At 34.2% G+C, this 16,178-nt stretch carries 15 protein-coding genes; 7 read left to right on the top strand and 8 right to left on the bottom strand.

The features are described from left to right. Positions 1–22: 22 nt before the first annotated feature. The gene (locus MQX03_RS14785) at positions 23–1,228 is read right to left on the bottom strand and encodes an RsmB/NOP family class I SAM-dependent RNA methyltransferase (RefSeq protein WP_242803977.1); all 1,206 of its coding nucleotides are present in this window, start codon (positions 1,226–1,228) and stop codon (positions 23–25) included. Between the two features lie 206 nt (positions 1,229–1,434). Here MQX03_RS14785 and MQX03_RS14780 point away from each other — a divergent pair, with 206 nt between their 5' ends. Continuing rightward, positions 1,435–1,779 carry a zinc ribbon domain-containing protein YjdM gene (locus tag MQX03_RS14780; protein ID WP_242803976.1) on the top strand — a complete coding sequence of 115 codons (345 nt, stop codon included), beginning with the start codon at positions 1,435–1,437 and terminating at the stop codon, positions 1,777–1,779. A gap of 262 nt (positions 1,780–2,041) precedes the next feature. Here MQX03_RS14780 and MQX03_RS14775 read toward each other — a convergent pair whose 3' ends face one another. Beyond that, positions 2,042–2,977, bottom strand: coding sequence for a sulfate/molybdate ABC transporter ATP-binding protein (locus MQX03_RS14775; RefSeq protein WP_242803975.1), 936 nt, complete (start codon positions 2,975–2,977; stop codon positions 2,042–2,044). 73 nt (positions 2,978–3,050) lie between these two features. On the opposite strand from MQX03_RS14775, the gene MQX03_RS14770 reads away from it, so the two are divergent. From MQX03_RS14770 to MQX03_RS14755, 4 genes are all read left to right on the top strand, one after another. Next, positions 3,051–3,710, top strand: a complete 660-nt coding sequence (locus tag MQX03_RS14770) for a YceI family protein (protein ID WP_242803973.1) — start codon at positions 3,051–3,053, stop codon at positions 3,708–3,710. Positions 3,711–3,837: 127 nt separating this feature from the next. After that, on the top strand, positions 3,838–4,848 hold the full coding sequence (gene pheS / locus MQX03_RS14765) for a phenylalanine--tRNA ligase subunit alpha (protein ID WP_242803971.1): 1,011 nt from the start codon (positions 3,838–3,840) through the stop codon (positions 4,846–4,848). 214 nt (positions 4,849–5,062) lie between these two features. After that, a complete protein-coding gene (locus tag MQX03_RS14760) occupies positions 5,063–6,655 on the top strand; it encodes a sensor histidine kinase (protein ID WP_242803970.1) in 1,593 nt (530 codons plus the stop codon). Beyond that, positions 6,652–7,293: a response regulator gene (locus MQX03_RS14755; protein WP_242803965.1), complete on the top strand. Its 642-nt coding sequence runs from the start codon at positions 6,652–6,654 to the stop codon at positions 7,291–7,293. The genes MQX03_RS14760 and MQX03_RS14755 overlap by 4 nt, the downstream gene beginning before the upstream one ends. A gap of 592 nt (positions 7,294–7,885) precedes the next feature. Here the strand turns inward: MQX03_RS14755 and MQX03_RS14750 are convergent. Beyond that, complete coding sequence (locus MQX03_RS14750) at positions 7,886–8,656, bottom strand: DUF3108 domain-containing protein (protein ID WP_242803964.1); 771 nt, start codon at positions 8,654–8,656, stop codon at positions 7,886–7,888. Positions 8,657–8,810: 154 nt separating this feature from the next. Here MQX03_RS14750 and MQX03_RS14745 point away from each other — a divergent pair, with 154 nt between their 5' ends. After that, positions 8,811–9,866: an NAD(P)/FAD-dependent oxidoreductase gene (locus MQX03_RS14745; protein ID WP_242803963.1), complete on the top strand. Its 1,056-nt coding sequence runs from the start codon at positions 8,811–8,813 to the stop codon at positions 9,864–9,866. Between the two features lie 82 nt (positions 9,867–9,948). Next, positions 9,949–10,278, top strand: coding sequence for a 2Fe-2S iron-sulfur cluster-binding family protein (locus MQX03_RS14740; protein WP_129536250.1), 330 nt, complete (start codon positions 9,949–9,951; stop codon positions 10,276–10,278). A gap of 58 nt (positions 10,279–10,336) precedes the next feature. On the opposite strand, the gene MQX03_RS14735 is transcribed toward MQX03_RS14740, so the two are convergent. The 5 genes from MQX03_RS14735 to MQX03_RS14715 all read right to left on the bottom strand — a co-directional run bounded on the left by MQX03_RS14735 (position 10,337) and on the right by MQX03_RS14715 (position 16,139). Continuing rightward, positions 10,337–12,490: a prolyl oligopeptidase family serine peptidase gene (locus MQX03_RS14735; RefSeq protein WP_242803962.1), complete on the bottom strand. Its 2,154-nt coding sequence runs from the start codon at positions 12,488–12,490 to the stop codon at positions 10,337–10,339. 45 nt (positions 12,491–12,535) lie between these two features. Further along, entirely contained in the window at positions 12,536–13,117 is a 582-nt protein-coding gene (locus MQX03_RS14730) for an LOG family protein (protein ID WP_242803961.1), read from the bottom strand. A gap of 189 nt (positions 13,118–13,306) precedes the next feature. Continuing rightward, positions 13,307–14,752 carry an aminoacyl-histidine dipeptidase gene (locus MQX03_RS14725; RefSeq protein ID WP_242803960.1) on the bottom strand — a complete coding sequence of 482 codons (1,446 nt, stop codon included), beginning with the start codon at positions 14,750–14,752 and terminating at the stop codon, positions 13,307–13,309. A 205-nt stretch (positions 14,753–14,957) separates the two neighbouring features. Beyond that, a complete protein-coding gene (locus MQX03_RS14720) occupies positions 14,958–15,449 on the bottom strand; it encodes a hypothetical protein (RefSeq protein ID WP_242803959.1) in 492 nt (163 codons plus the stop codon). A gap of 87 nt (positions 15,450–15,536) precedes the next feature. Further along, positions 15,537–16,139, bottom strand: a complete 603-nt coding sequence (locus MQX03_RS14715) for an LURP-one-related/scramblase family protein (RefSeq protein WP_242803958.1) — start codon at positions 16,137–16,139, stop codon at positions 15,537–15,539. Positions 16,140–16,178 lie beyond the last annotated feature (39 nt).

Genomic DNA, 16,178 nt, shown 5'->3' with positions numbered 1-16,178 from the left:
ATATATTGTATTTTAAATAATTTTACGCCAATCTTTCGATCAAAGCCATATAGAATCCGTCGTAGCCTTGGCTTGGCATTATTTTTTCGTCCTTGATTAATTTATAATCAGGATTGTTTTTCAAAAATTCAGCAACTTGTTCGTTGTTTTCTGAAGGAAGAATAGAGCATGTAGCATACACCATTTTTCCGCCTTTTTTAAGGATTTTAGAATAATCCTGAATGATTTGCTGTTGTTCTTTCTTAATTCTGTCGATAAAAGCCTGATCGATTTTCCATTTGCTGTCTGGGTTTCTTTTTAAAACTCCCAAACCAGAACAAGGCGCATCAATCAACAATCTGTCAGCAGTTTCGTGAAGACGTTTGATTACTTTGTTATCAGAAATCATACGAGTCTCAATATTGTGAGCTCCGGCTCTTTTTGCACGACGCTTCAATTCAGCCAATTTCCATTCGTAAATATCTAAAGCGATAATCTGGCCTTTATTGCCCATCAATGCGGCTAAGTGAAGAGTTTTTCCACCTGCTCCGGCACAAACGTCAACCACTCTCTGACCTTCTTTTACATCAAGAAAATATCCGATTTTCTGAGATGTTGCATCCTGAACTTCAAACAATCCGTCTTTGAAAGCAGTGGTAAGAAAAACGTTCTTTTTTTCTTCTAATTGTACTGCATCGGGATAGTTTTTTACCGTGTAAGCCACTACATTTTCAACTGCAAGATCTGAAATCAATTCTTTTGCTGAAGTTTTCAATGAATTTGCTCTTAAAACGGTAGGTGCTTGTTCGTTCAAAGCTTTCATCTCTTTTTCCCAAATTGGACCTAATTCTTTTTCCAAAGTTTCTGCCAACCATTCAGGAATTGAATATTCGATAGACTTTGTAGGAACAGTACCTTTTTTTAGTTTGGTTGTGATGTCAGCGATTTTGATACCTTCAAATTCTTCAAATCTTTTGTAGTTAGTTTTACTATAAAGACAGTAAGCAACAATTAATTTATAAACATTGTTAGGTTTTACACTTTCACCCATGTAATATTCAAGGCGTCTTTTCCAACGGATGATGTTGTAGAAAATCTCAGAAACAACTGCTCTGTCTTGGCTTCCCCACTTTCTGTGAGCCTTTAAAAGTCTTTCGATTACTTTATCGGCGTATTTATTTTTCTCAAAAAAAGTTTCTTGTAAAGCATCGTGAATTCCGATAGCCAAGTTTCTGTGTATTAATTCCATTGTTGCAGTATGCTGTTTGAACTTGCAAAAATACGAATTTAAGTTGAGAGTTAGGAGTTTATACGTATGAGTTATATTAGTGTGGGTTTTTGGATTTAATTTGAGGATTCATTCAATTCATCTTTTATAAAATGAATTTCTTTTTACTTAAATTTCAATTTGAAACTTGTAATTCAAAAAAATTACCTTTGCAAAAATTTAAAAATATGAGTGACGTAGTTATTTGTCCGAAATGTAGTTCGGAGTTTACTTATGAGCAGGATGATTTGATGGTTTGCTCGCAGTGTTTTTACGAATGGAATCCTAAAGAAGCGGTTGCTGAAACTGATAATTCAGGAAAGATTTTAGATGCTAATGGAAATGAGTTGCAAGACGGAGATTCTGTAGTCGTTGTAAAAGATTTACCGGTAAAAGGTGCTCCAAAACCTGTAAAAGCAGGAACTAAAGTGAAAAATATCCGTTTAAGACCAGACAGCGACCATAATATTGATTGTAAGATTGATGGTTTTGGTTCTATGGCTTTGAAATCTGAATTTGTGAAAAAGGCTTAAGAATATTTTTTTTATAATATATAATGCGTTCTAATCCGGACGCATTTTTTGCATAAAAAAAGGAAAAGATTGGACAGTGTAAACTTCCAAGACTTCATTGCAGGAGAAAGCTAATTTCAGTCTATTTTGGCGGAAGAGAATTGAACCAAAAGTTTCCTTATGTTGTTGCTGACTCAAATGTATTAATAATATTGAAAATCAGATAGATAAATCTGTTTAATTTATCCACAAATTAACATTAAGGATGCTAAAGAATTGTTAATTATTTGAATGAAATTTTCAATGAACCTTCGATTTTTTCGTTGGTCTGGATAATGAGTTCTTTATTTTTTGAAATAATTTTATTCCAATAGTGATTTCCGCCGAATCTGCTTTCTATAACTTCTGCATCCAAACCATTTTCTGAAATTTGTATCTGTTGCGGGTAATACGCAAAATTTGAAAGTCTAAAATCGTTAATTTCAGATTCCGTAAAAATATTGACCTCGCCGAAAAGTTTCGCAACGTACGAGTTGTAAGGGTTTTTGTAGGTTTCTTCCGGATGGTCATTCTGTATGAGTCGACCATTTTCCAAAATAACAATCTGGTCAAGCCACGGAATAATGTCCTGCAATTCGTGAGTAGAAATAATTAGCGAAATATTTTTTTCTTTTACATATCTGAAAAGCTTTTCGCGAAGTTCAATTTTTCTTGCATAATCGAGATGACTGAATGGTTCGTCCAGTAAAAGTAATTTAGGTAAAACTGAAAGTGCTCTTGCGATGGCGACTCTTTGTTGTTGTCCACCACTTAAATTTTTAGGTAAAACATTGGCATATTCTACCAATCCCACAACTTCTAAAAGTTCATAGACCGTTTCTTTTTTCTTGGCTAAATTGATATTAGAAAGAAACTTCCCCACATTATCAGCCACGGTCGCATAGGGCATCAAGTCAAAATTCTGCGCTACAAACTTCATTTCAGCTTCTCCTGGAACGAGATTTCCTTTTGGACCCATCAATTTTGTGCCTTCAAATATAATTTCTCCTTGCTCCCAATTGAGAAGTCCATAAATAAGACTTAATAATGTAGATTTTCCGCAACCGCTTTCGCCTGCCAACGCAATTATTTTTCCTTCCCCTAATTTTAGGTTAAAGTTTTGGAACAGAGGTTTTTCTGATGTATGCGAAAAATATAAATTGTTTATCTCTAATAGCATTAGGCAAAAATACGGTTTTTAGAAAACACTGGCATATTTTTAGTAATTTTGCAGTGACTTAAAATTTATAATCATGCATAGAAAATTATTCTCCTTGGCAGTTCCCGCGATTTTTGCAGCAGCCGTTTTTGTTTCATGTCAGAAGGAAAAACCTGTGACTAGTGAAGGGACTGAAGTTACGACAACAAAAGATGGTAATCAATATGTGCTAGATACTTTGAATAGTAGGGTAGAGTGGAAGGGTTATAAGGTTTTTAAATCTGAAAATACTAGTCATTTCGGGACGATTACTTTTGAAAGTGGTGACGTTACGGTAAAAGATGGAAAACTTGAAAGCGGAAAATTCGTAACAGATATGAATTCTTTAACTTCTGTTGATTTAAAAGACAATGCAGAACAATTAAATAAATTAAATGGTCATTTGAAGAGCGGAGATTTTTTCGAAACAGAAAAATTCCCAACATCTTCTTACGAAATAACTAAAGTAACTCCGTCTGCAGAAGGTGATTACAATACGCTTTTAGATGGTAATTTAACGATAAAAGGTATTTCTAAACCTATCCAGTTTAAAGCAAATGTTTCGATAAACGAAGGTGTTGTAAGCATTGCGACAGAGCCGAAGGATATTATGAGGGAAGAATTTGGGGTGAAATTTCAAAGTCCTGCTGAGAATGGCGTGATTAAAGATGAGGTAAGTCTTCAGATTAATGTGAAAGCCTTAGAAAAGAAATAATTATTTAATACTAAATAAACCAAATTAAACTGTCTCTGTAAAAAGACAGTTTTTTTATGATAAATTCAAAACTTTTTTAATTGGAAAACCTTATTTTTGCAGATACATTTTTGAAAGGGTTAAAACAATGACAGAAAAGATAGAAGAATTACTAATCGAAGTAAACGGCTTCAGCGCAACATCCAAAGATGAGATTGAGAACTTCAGAATCAAGTATAATGGTAAAAAAGGAGTTTTAAATGATTTTTATGAATCATTAAAGACCGTTCCGAATGACCAGAAAAAAGATTTTGGACAAAAAATCAATTCTTTGAAGCAAGCTGTGGCTGCCAAGTTGGAAGATTTTAAAGCATCTTCTGAGTCTTCTATAATTCTTGAAAAAGAAGACCTTACAAGACCCGCTTTTCCTTTAGAATTGGGTTCAAGACATCCGATTAATATCGTGAAGAACAGAATTATCGATATTTTTAAATCGATCGGTTTTGCTGTAGCAGACGGACCTGAAATTGAAGACGATTGGCACAACTTCACGGCATTAAACTTACCAGAATATCACCCGGCGAGAGATATGCAGGATACTTTTTTCATCGAGCAGAATCCTGATATTTTGTTGAGAACACATACATCATCGGTTCAGATTCGTTACATGGAAGAAAATCAGCCGCCGATCAGAATTTTGTCTCCGGGAAGAGTGTTTAGAAATGAAGCAGTTTCTTCACGTTCGCACTGTATTTTCCATCAGATTGAAGGTTTATATATTGATGAGAAAGTGAGTTTTGCAGATTTGAAGCAGACTATTCAGTTTTTTACAACAGAGCTTTTCGGAAAGTCAAAAATCAGAATGAGACCTTCATATTTTCCTTTTACAGAGCCTAGTGCAGAGATTGATGTGTATTGGGGATTAAACTCTGAAACAGATTACAGAATCACAAAAGGAACGGGTTGGCTGGAAATTATGGGCTGCGGAATGGTAGATCCTGCAGTTTTGAAAAACGTAAATATCGATTCTGAAAAATATTCCGGTTATGCTTTCGGAATGGGTATTGAAAGAATTACAATGCTTCTTTACCAAATGAGCGACATCAGGATGTTCTTCGAAAACGACATTAGAACACTAGAACAATTTAAGTCATTATAATCAATTTATAATTAAAATAAATTCAAATCCTGTAAATTAAGTTTTTACAGGATTTTTTATTAAATTTATACGATAATTACACACAAGAATGATTAGAAAATCAATGAGTTTCAGATTGAGAAAAGTTGTGCAATATTCTCTTATTTTTTGCATTTTGCTAATACAGTGTATCATAGCTGGATTTTTTTATAACGAGTTTGTTAATAATAAAAATTTGACTTTCATTGAGAAACAAATCAAAGAAGTTCACCAGCTTGAGAATCTTACCGATGATTCTAGAAAAGAACTGATCAATGCTCAGGATTTTTTCCAGAAATATGTGATGAGTGAGGATAAGCAGTTTTTGGAATCTTACTTCAGCTCTGTCAACAAGCTTACCAAAAATTTAGACAGTATCAATCATTTTAAATATCAAAATCCGAGACTTAAAAAGATTTTAGCTTCACATAAGAGAGATACCGGAGAAACAAAAGACTTGAAACTATTGGTAGATTCTACCTATCAGTTTTCTGCCAAATCAAATTTCAGAGTACGTGATGACTTACCAAAAGCTACGAAGTATAATCTAAATTATGATTTTGACAAGTTTGAGGTTCAGACTAAAACATTTTCTGATACTTTAAAGAAAAAAGGTTTGTTTGGTCGTTTAGGCGATGCAATATCCGGAAAAGAAAATGTGCGTAAAGACAGTGTGGTAGTTACCGTGAAAAGTGGTAAGCCATTGGATGTTCCCACGATTAAAGGAGAAGTGGATAGTATTGTAAATTCTATTAACAATCATTATTCAAAGGAAATTCAAAAAATACAGCTTAACGTAACCAAAAATAACGATAGCAGCGGTAAATTTTATACAACATTTAGTAATCTTTTGATTTACAGCAATCAGTTGATGAGTATTTATGAGTTTGCTGTGAAAGATTCTAAAGCAGACTTAGAAAAAGAATATGCCGACCAAAATTCTGAGAGCAGCAAAATCAGAAGATATCTGGTATTGGGATTAATGGTTTTGATGTTCATCGTCTCCATTTTAATCATGTATTTTACAAGAATTGCTTTTATATATGAAAGAAAATTGAATGCTGCCAATAAACAAATCAGTGAAAACCTGAATTTTAAAAACAGAATTTTAGGAATGCTCAGTCATGAATTGAGATCTCCTTTGAAAATTATTGGAATTTTCATCAACAGAATCAATAAAAAGACAACTGACGAAAGCATTAAAGAATATTTAAAGTCAATAAGCTTTACCAATAACACTTTACTGATGCAGGCCAATCAAATTTTGGAGTATACCAAAAATCAACACGTTGAAAATAAACTGATTCCTGTAGTTTTTAATCTTAAAAATGAAATTACATCGATCTTAACTTCGATTGATCCTTACATAGAAACCAGAAACAACAAGTTTATTGTTCTGGAAAATATTGATCCGAATATTGTCGTTTTTTCTGATAATACTAAAATCAATCAGGTTTTTATGAATATTCTGGGGAATGCCAATAAGTTTACAGAGAACGGGCAAATCAGTGTTGATACTTCCGCAGAAAAAACAGATGAAAATACCGTGACTTTAACCACTAAAATAAGTGACACTGGTGCAGGAATTTCAAAATCTGATTTGGAAAAAATATTTGAACCTTATTATCAAGGTGTATTGTCTAATGAGGTAGAAAATCTCGGAGCTGGTTTGGGACTGAGTTTGTGTAAGGAAATTGTAGAATTGTATGGTGGGAATATTTCTGTAACCAGCGAGCAGAATGAAGGAACGACGGTTTCTTTTGTTATTAATTTAAAACTGAATCAATGAGTTTGTCAGATCAAAAGCCAATCACTTTTTTACTTGCAGACGATCATAGCCTGATTAGGCAGGGGCTTTTGTTTGTGATAGAAGATATTTCTCCAGACAGTAAGATTTTTCAGGCATCTAATCTTCAGCAGGCTTTGGAATCGGTGAAAACTAATGAAATTGATATTGCAATCATCGATGCTCATTTTCCTGATGGAAACAGCCTTACGATTTTACCGGAGATCAAAAAGATAAGACCAAAAATTAAAATTCTGGTTTTTACGGGAATTGACGAAAATATGCAATCATTAAAATACATCAACGCTGGTGCTAACGGGTTTCTTAGCAAAATGAGTGAAGAGGATGAGATAGAAAATGCGTTGCGAAAAATGCTGCAGTACGGGGAATATATTTCTCCGCTAACGCAAAGTTTATTGTTGAATTCTTTGCGCAATCCAAAAGGAGCAAACCCATTGTCACGCTTAACGGAAAGAGAATTTCAGATTGCAGAATTGTACGCCGAAGGTTTTGGTAATCTTGAAATTGCTAATAAATTAGATGTAAAACAAAATACCATCAGCACCATCAAAAAGAGAATTTTTGAAAAGCTGGAAATTGAAAATATTGTTGAGCTTATTGAATTGATCAAAAATAATTGATAATTTTAAAATTTCACTTACTACTTGCCACTCATTTTTACGATAAATTATCAACAGAATCATCAACGATTCTGTTTTTTGTAGATAAATATCTACAGACTTATCGATGTATATCTAAGCTATTTATGCTAATTGTATTTCAATATGTTGGTATTTTTGTATCAAGATAATCGATTATATAATCATATCCGAAAAATAATGTGAGGTTTGGTTCAAAAAACACAAATGATGATTTCAAACTTCAGAATGAAACACAAGTGATGAAAAAAAAGTATCAAAATGCAGAGCCGAAAGGCTCTGTATGAGATACTAAAAAATGAAACACAAATTCATGATGGCTTAGAAGCCGCAAATGATGATTTTTTATATCAAGTAACACTAATGATGAAAAAATAAAGTATCGCCATGCAGAGTCGAAAGGCTCTGTATGAGATACTAAAAAAAAACTAAAACACAAATTGAGAAAAAGTTTCTAAAACACGAATGATGAATCCTTAGTATAATTACAAACTGCAAAGCTTGTTACCGATACAGGAAAAAGCCAAAGCGATATTTTTTGCTTTGGCTTACTTTTTTTTGATATGATTTCAGATTATTTAGAAAACTTCAGAGGATATTTTACATTTTTATAATCATCAATACTGGCTTTTAATGATCCCACAGCCAATTCCGCTTTCAAGAGTAAAGGAATGTGATTGTTATCATTAGAAACCCACATCGTCACGCCTTCTTTTTCTTTAAAAACTCTTCCGCTTTTTACAGACGGAATAATTTTCAGTGCATTTATTGTTCCGAATTTTGTCTTTAAATTTTCTGTTCCTACAACCTTTAGCTGAAAAGGAAACATCTCGTCATCAATCCAAACATTCATATTAAAAATAGTTCCGGTTTTGAGTTCTGCAGGGGTTTTACTTCTCAAAAAATAAAAACATGAAAGCATATCTTGCACGCCTTTCACAGATTTTATGGTTTTCACTCCATTAGCAGGATTTTTCTTATCTGTTAAGAGCAACGTTTGATTATCATGATTAAAAACCGTTTGCAAATGCTGCGAGTAACTTCCTTCCTTCACATTTCTTACATAGTAAGTAGGCAGTTCTGTTGCCATGTTGATGTAGCTCTCATACACGTCTTCCACTTTAAAGAAAGCTTTTACAGCACCTGTGGTTTGTCCTGTTCCTCTCACATAAAGATGTTGTGCTCCCTGGAAATTGGTGGTGCGTGCAGATAAATTAGCACTTCCGGCATTTAAAAATCCATAATGAATTCGCAATGTAATCGATTCGCCATTCGCAATATTAGTGATTTGAGAATAGCTGAAAAAGAAAGCAAATATTGCTATAATATTAAAAAAATTCTTCATGTTATAAATTTTACAAAAACACTGCCAAATAAATTGCAGTTTTCTTAAGTACGAGATTTGATAAATCTCAGTTTTTTATTTAAGTTCGATTAAATATGCTTCGCATTAAAATTAGTAAATTTGCAGTTACATACAATTAAATTATCATCATATTATGATTACTACAGATATATTAATTATCGGAGCTGGACCAACCGGACTTTTTGCTGTATTTGAAGCAGGTTTGCTTAAAATGAAATGCCACATCATCGATGCACTTCCTCAGCCTGGAGGTCAATTGGCAGAGTTGTATCCTAAGAAACCGATTTTTGATATTCCTGGTTATCCGTCTGTAAATGCAGGGGAGTTAGTAGATAATTTAATGGAGCAGATCAAACAGTTTCAGCCGGGATTCACTTTGGGTGAAACAGCAATTTCTTATACTAAAGTAGACGATGAATGGTTTGAAGTAGTAACCAATAAAGGAACTGTTCACAGATGTAAAGCTATCGCAATTGCTGGAGGTTTAGGAACTTTCGAACCAAGAAAACCAACGATGGATAATGTGGCTGACTACGAAGAAAAAGGTCTGGAATATTTCGTAAAAGAACCTGAACATTTCAGAAATAAAAAAGTAGTGATCGCAGGAGGTGGAGATTCTGCCTTAGACTGGAGCGTTTTCTTATCCAATGTAGCAAGTGAAGTAACGTTGATTCACAGAAGAAACGAATTCCGTGGAGCTTTAGATTCTGTAGAAAAAGTTCAGGACTTAAAGAATCAGGGTAAAATTAAATTAATTACTCCAGCAGAAGTTACGGCCATCAAAGGTGACGGGAAAATAGAAGCGATCACTGTTGTAAGAGACGGAGAAGAACCGGTAGATATTGAAACAGATTATTTCATTCCGTTATTCGGGCTGACTCCAAAGTTGGGAGAAATTGCTCAATGGGGTTTGAATATCGAAAAAAATGCAATCGTTGTGAACAATGCTTTAGATTACCAAACCAATATTGAAGGAATCTACGCAATCGGTGATATCAACACGTATCCCGGGAAATTGAAGTTGATTCTTTGTGGTTTCCACGAGGCAACTTTAATGTGTCAGAGTGTTTACAATAGATTAAATCCGGGTAAAAAATTCGTCTTGAAATATACAACGGTAAGTGGAGTTGATGGTTTCGACGGTAGCCGTAAAGAAGCTGAGAAAGCGGTTGTTAAGAAAATAGATTAATTTGGTTTTTAGGTTTCGGTTGCTAATTACACATTTCTGGAAACCATCAACTATTAACCATCAACCAACAACATTAATTAAAATGAACGATATAAATATAAGAATCACTGACAGGGAAGGATTAACCCACGATATCGTGGCTCCTACTGATATGTCGATGAATTTGATGGAGATCATCCGTTCTTACGAATTGGCAGAAGAAGGAACCATCGGAGTTTGCGGAGGAATGGCAATGTGTGCCTCATGTCAGGTGTATGTAATCAAGGATCCAGGACTTGAGCCGATGGGTGATGAAGAAGATGCCATGCTTGGCGAAGCATTCCATGTAGAGCCCAACAGCAGATTGGGTTGCCAGCTGCACATGGCGATGGAAATGGAGGGGCTTGAAGTACAGATTGCTCCTTATCCTTAAATTAAAATAAAAAACTCCTGAAGATTTTCTTCAGGAGTTTTTGTTTATATCAAATTTTTTAATCTTTAGAAGGTTGAAAATTCGGATGTCCCACTTGCCATAATGCAAATGAATAAATATCTGCATATTCTTTAAAAATAACATCAAAATCACTTGTAAAATGCCCATTATCGTAGTTTGCATACAGTAAGGTAGGCTTTCCTGAAGTTGAATTGTTTTGTAAAATTCCTGCAAATTTACCAGGCATCCAAGGAACAATTCTGGAATCGTTCATACCAACACGTACAATTACAGCAGGATATTTTCCACCTTTTTTCACCTTACTTTGAGCGTCCATTTCAATTAAATGTTTTGTGTCTTCTTCATTTTTAATAGATCCAATTTCCGGAATTTGATTAGATCCGTTTGCTGTAGTTTCAGATCGTAATGTATTTGTCATACCTACTTCGGCAATTGCCACCGCAAAAAGATCAGGCCTTTCAGTAATTGCTCTTCCAATAAGAATTCCACCTGCACTTACACCATTTCCGATTAATTTTGAAGGAGAAGTATATTTTTGATTAACCAGATATTCCGAACAAGCAATAAAGTCTTTCCAGGTATTGGGTTTTGTAGCTTTCATTCCTGATTCGTGCCATTTTTCACCCTTTTCGCCACCACCTCTTACATGAGCAATGGCGAGAATAACTCCTTGTTCTAATAAAACGGAAAGTCTTGTCGAAAAACGGGGTTCATAAGAAAATCCATAACCACCATAACCTGTTATATAAGCTGGATTACTACCATCCATTTTTATGTTTTTAGGATAAATAATAGAAAGCGGAACCATTACGCCATCGTGGCTTTTTATTTCAACTTCTTTTACAGTATACAATGTATTATAATCAGGATAATTGGTTTCAGAATTCAGAAACTTACTTTTTACCGGATTTCCTTTTTCAGGATTGTATTCATAGGTCGTTAATGGAGTCAGCCAATTAACGTTATTACAAAAAATGTTATCATTTTCACGTTGGTTAAGTGATAACGAACTATTTACTCCAGTCGGGAAATCAACTTTTTTTCCGGTAAGTGTATTGATGCTTACCTGATATTTATCTCTGATGATACCGTTTCCTAATGAATAATAAAGATAATTTTTAGAATTATGGATACTGATAATTACGCCATCTTTACTCTCAGGAACAACTACTTTTGCATTGTTAAAATCAGGATTTGATAAGCTTGTTAGAGTAATTTTGTAATTAGGAGCATCTTTATGAGTAAGAAGAAACAGTTTGTCACCTGAAATAAATACATCAGTAATGTCATCTGAAGGCTTTACAATCTGTTTCCACTTGATTTTTTTATTTTTTAACTCCGAATAAGGTGCAACGAAAATTGGGCTTTCTGATTTTACAGAGCTTAATCTTAAAACAAGATATTTATAATCATCAGTAAAAGAAATGCTTGTAAATTGTTCCGTTAAAGCATTCAATTCGGGATAATTTTCTCTTGATGCTAATATTTTATCCGTTTTTGTGTCGGTTCCAATAATATGTAACATTGCTTTCATATCTTTTAAAAGCATATTGCTGTTCGGATCTGCCGTGCTCATTTTGGTATAAATGATAGCTTTGTCATCTGGTGTAAATTCAAATGCAAATTCGCTCCAGATAGGACCAATTTTATCATTCAGAAATTTTTTCGTCGGGAGATCTAAAATTCTTAAATCACAAATTTCACCCCCTGATTTTGATAATAAAAAAGCAATTTTCTTAGCTTTAGAATCAACTATGAAATTGGTGATTTGTGTGTTTTTACCAAGAGTTTCGGGATCAAAAATCAATGTTTCTTTTCCTGTAGAAAGATCTCTTGAATAGAGTTTCGAGAGATTTTCACCCTTTTTTGTTTTGGTATAAAAATAAGTGTTTTGCCTCTCTAATATCGCATCAAAAGAATCGCCATTCATTTCCTGTACCTCCTTCATGCGTTTATAAAGATCTTCACGATGCGGAATTTTATTAATCACGCTATGGCTAAAATCTGATTGAGATTTGAACCATTTTTCTACCTCTGGATTTTTGATATCTTCCAGCCATCTATAATTATCTGTGATTTTAGTCCCGAAATAATCGTCAACAACAGAATTTTCAGGAGTTTTTGGATAATTATATTGTGCCAAAAACAAATGACTTGCAAATAAACTTGCCGACAGAATAATGTTTTTCATAGTTATATTTCTTGTTGGTGTGTGACAATGATATTAGCAAATGTACTAAACTTCCTCCTTCGAAATCCATTTTCCAACAGTTGGGGCTTGATAATTTTTCATTTTTTCTAAAAGTTCATCAATACTGTCGCTCACCAAAAGCATTTCCTGATTGATCTGTTTTAAAAATTCTTTATCAACCATTGTCTGAACCAATTTGATTAAATCATCATAAAATCCATCAATATTCAAAATGGCAATTGGTTTTTTGTGAAGTCCAAGCTGTGCCCAAGTAATCATTTCAAATAATTCTTCCAGAGTTCCAAATCCGCCGGGAAGTGCAATGACGCCATCGCAAAGGTCATTCATTTTGGTTTTTCTTTCGTGCATGCTTTCTACCAAAATTAATTCGGTAAGATGGGTGTGCGCAATTTCTTTTGACTGTAAAAAATGGGGAAGAACGCCGATTACTTTTCCGCCTTCCTGTAACACTCCGTCAGCAACTGCACCCATCAATCCCACATTGGCACCGCCATAAATAAGTTGGATGTTTTGTTTTGCTAAAGTCTGTCCTAGCAAAGTTGCCTGCTCTTTATATTTTTCATCCGAACCGAAACTCGATCCGCAGAATACGGTGATACTTTTCATAATTTTTTTCGCTAATAAAATTTTAAAAAATTTAAATTGAAGTTAAGAATAATCATTTGATTTTTAATTTTTTCAATTTAAATCGAAGCAAACTTAATATATCTTAACTTCTTAAATCGCCTTAGTGGTTTAAATAAAAAATATCCAAAATCAAAAGACTTTGGATATTTCAATTTGATTAAATTATCTTTATTTCAAAGGAATATTCGCTAAAATATCTTTCGTAAAGCTCCAGAATTTCTGTGTTGAAGAAATATTTGCTTTCTCATCAGGTGAGTGTGCACCTCTGATGGTTGGTCCGTAACTTACCATTTCCATTTCAGGATAATTGGCACCGATGATTCCGCATTCTAAACCTGCGTGACAAGCGACAACGTGAGGTTTTTCTGCGAATTTTTCAGTGTATATTTTTTCCATCATCTGAACGATTTCAGAACCCGGTTTTGGTTTCCAGCCAGGATAAGACCCACTGAATTCTACATTCATTCCTGCCAATTCTGAAACTGATTTTAATTGTTCAGCAACAGAATCTTTTGATGAATCAACTGATGATCTTGAAAGGTTTAAGATTTTCAAACCACCTTCCTTCAATTCAACTCTTGCCACATTGTTTGATGATTCTACCAAATCCTGAACGTCCGGGCTCATTCTGTAAACGCCGTTGTGAAGCGACTTTAAAACCAAAATAATTTTCTTTGAATCTTCCTCAGAAAGAGCTTTGTCAGAACTTGTAGAATTTTCAATATTGATTTGAAGTCCGGTTTCGATAGAAGCAAATTCTTCTAAAATTTCTTTTTTAATTCCTTCGGTTACATTCTCAATAAATTCTCCTGAATTTCTCACAGAAATCAAAGCAACAGCTTCTCTAGGGATAGCATTTCTCAAACTTCCACCGTCGATAGAAACCAACTGAACGTTTTGATTTTCCAAAGCTTTGTAAAGAATTCTGCCTAAAATAATATTGGCGTTTCCGAACCCTTTGTGGATATCCATTCCTGAATGTCCTCCCTGCAAACCTTTCACTTCGATTCTCACGATTTGCCCGTTAGAAGCTTCTGTAGAATAGTTTTGGCATACTGTAACATCAATTCCACCTGCACAACCGATGTCGATTTCGTCATCTTCTTCTGTATCTAAATTTAAAAGAATTTGTCCGGTCAATTGTCCCGGCTTTAAACCTAAAGCTCCGGTCATTCCCGTTTCTTCATCGATGGTGAAAAGCGCTTCCAAATCAGGATGCGGAATGTCTGAACTTTCAAGAACCGACATGATGGTTGCTACACCCAAGCCATTATCAGCACCTAAAGTTGTTCCTTTCGCTTTTACCCAGTCTCCGTCAACTTCCATTTGGATTCCCTGAGTTTCAAAATCGAAATTTACATCATTATTCTTCTGGCAAACCATATCAAGATGCGACTGCATCACGATTGATTTACGGTTTTCCATTCCAGGAGTAGCAGGTTTTTTAATAATGACGTTTCCTACTTCATCGACCGTGGTTTCTAAACCTAAATTTTCACCAAATTCTTTGATGAAAGCAATTACTTTTTCTTCTTTTTTTGACGGTCTCGGAACTGCATTCAATTTGGAGAAATTCTTCCAGATAATCTGCGGTTCTATGTTTGATAGTTCCATAAAATTTATTTTTATCAAAATTACGAAATCGCTATGAGTTAGAAACGAAAATACCAACTAAACTCGGCGATTGCATATGACAAATAAAAAAATAAAAAATACATATGAAATAAAAAATGCTCCCGAAATTCAGGAGCAGTATTTTTGCTTATTGCTTATTGCTTATTGCTTATTGCTTATTGCTTATTGCTTATTGCTTATTGCTTTAGCATCCGCATTCGCCATAGATTGGCATTGTTGTAATGCTTCCGTCAGGTTTTTCGATGGTTAAAGTACCTTCAAACAGTAAAACCTCTTCGTGTTTTATCTTTTTACCTTTCACAGAGATTTTATAGTTCTCATTTTCAATTTCTTTGGTCAGTTCTTCATCTGCTTCCATATCGCTTGAGGAAATCAAATTCATAGCGATTCTTTTTCCGTCGAGTTTCATGTAAGCGGTTTTTCCTGCATCGTCAGCGTAAATGTACTTTTCGTTTTCAAAATCTGCTTTATTTCTCGCAAAATAACAAGAGCATTCTTTGATTTCTTTAGGAAAAGGGAAAACATCAACCATAATATTGGCGGATTTAGCATCTGTTTTCGCAGAGTCTTGAACAATGTTCAAAGAGTCTTTAGGTGTCGGATTTGAAACGGTTTCTTTTTCCTTTTTACAGGCAACTAATAAAAATGCTGAAAAGAAAATGATTAGATATTTCATCTGGTAAGGTAATTATTATAATATTTCTGAATAATCATGACTTCAAAATATGAGCCAGTCGTCAAAAGCAAATTGTCAAAATGAATATTATCCTCTTGCTCTTTCTAAAAGTACCATCATCAATAAAGATAAAACCACTAAACTTTCGTCTTCGTCATCAATATCAACCATTCTATCAAGCTGGAATCTTCTTCCGAACATTGAAGGCATTTTTTTTAGCTTAAAATATTCTTTTCCGTCCATGCCTTTTACCGTGTAAGATGGATTTAGGAAATATCCGGTAAACATTCCGATGATAGGAATTTCGCCAACCATTCCGTCGAAAAATTTGACCCAAGCGTTATCTTCTGTGATGGTGAATTTTTGTTGATCTGCTTCGTCTAAAACATTGTACGAAGACTTCCAGATAGAACGCATTCCTTTTCTGGCCAATCTGCCGAAGTTTTTCCCGATGGTATCTTTAATAGAATAAGATGCATTAAAATCAATCCACTGATTCGCCTGAATTCTGAAAAGCTCTTTCGTTTTGCTTTCGTCATTGAAAACGATCACGTCTTCTTTCAGTTTAAACATTTTTTGACGTACGTAAGCGACAGAGCTTCCGTTTTTATCTGTGATGTTGAAATCGCTGGCAAGTGTGGTGATTTTAAATTTAAAATCCAGCGGATAGTTAAGGTTGTTAAGTACCATTTAGTTTATTTTTCTGTTTAATATTTTGATGATCAAAGA

Source organism: Chryseobacterium aahli (assembly GCF_022699665.1).
In the GTDB taxonomy this organism is placed as follows: Bacteria; Bacteroidota; Bacteroidia; order Flavobacteriales; family Weeksellaceae; genus Chryseobacterium; species Chryseobacterium aahli.
The sequence above is the reverse complement of the archived record's forward strand: the minus strand, read 5'-3'. Positions and strand labels throughout refer to the sequence as shown.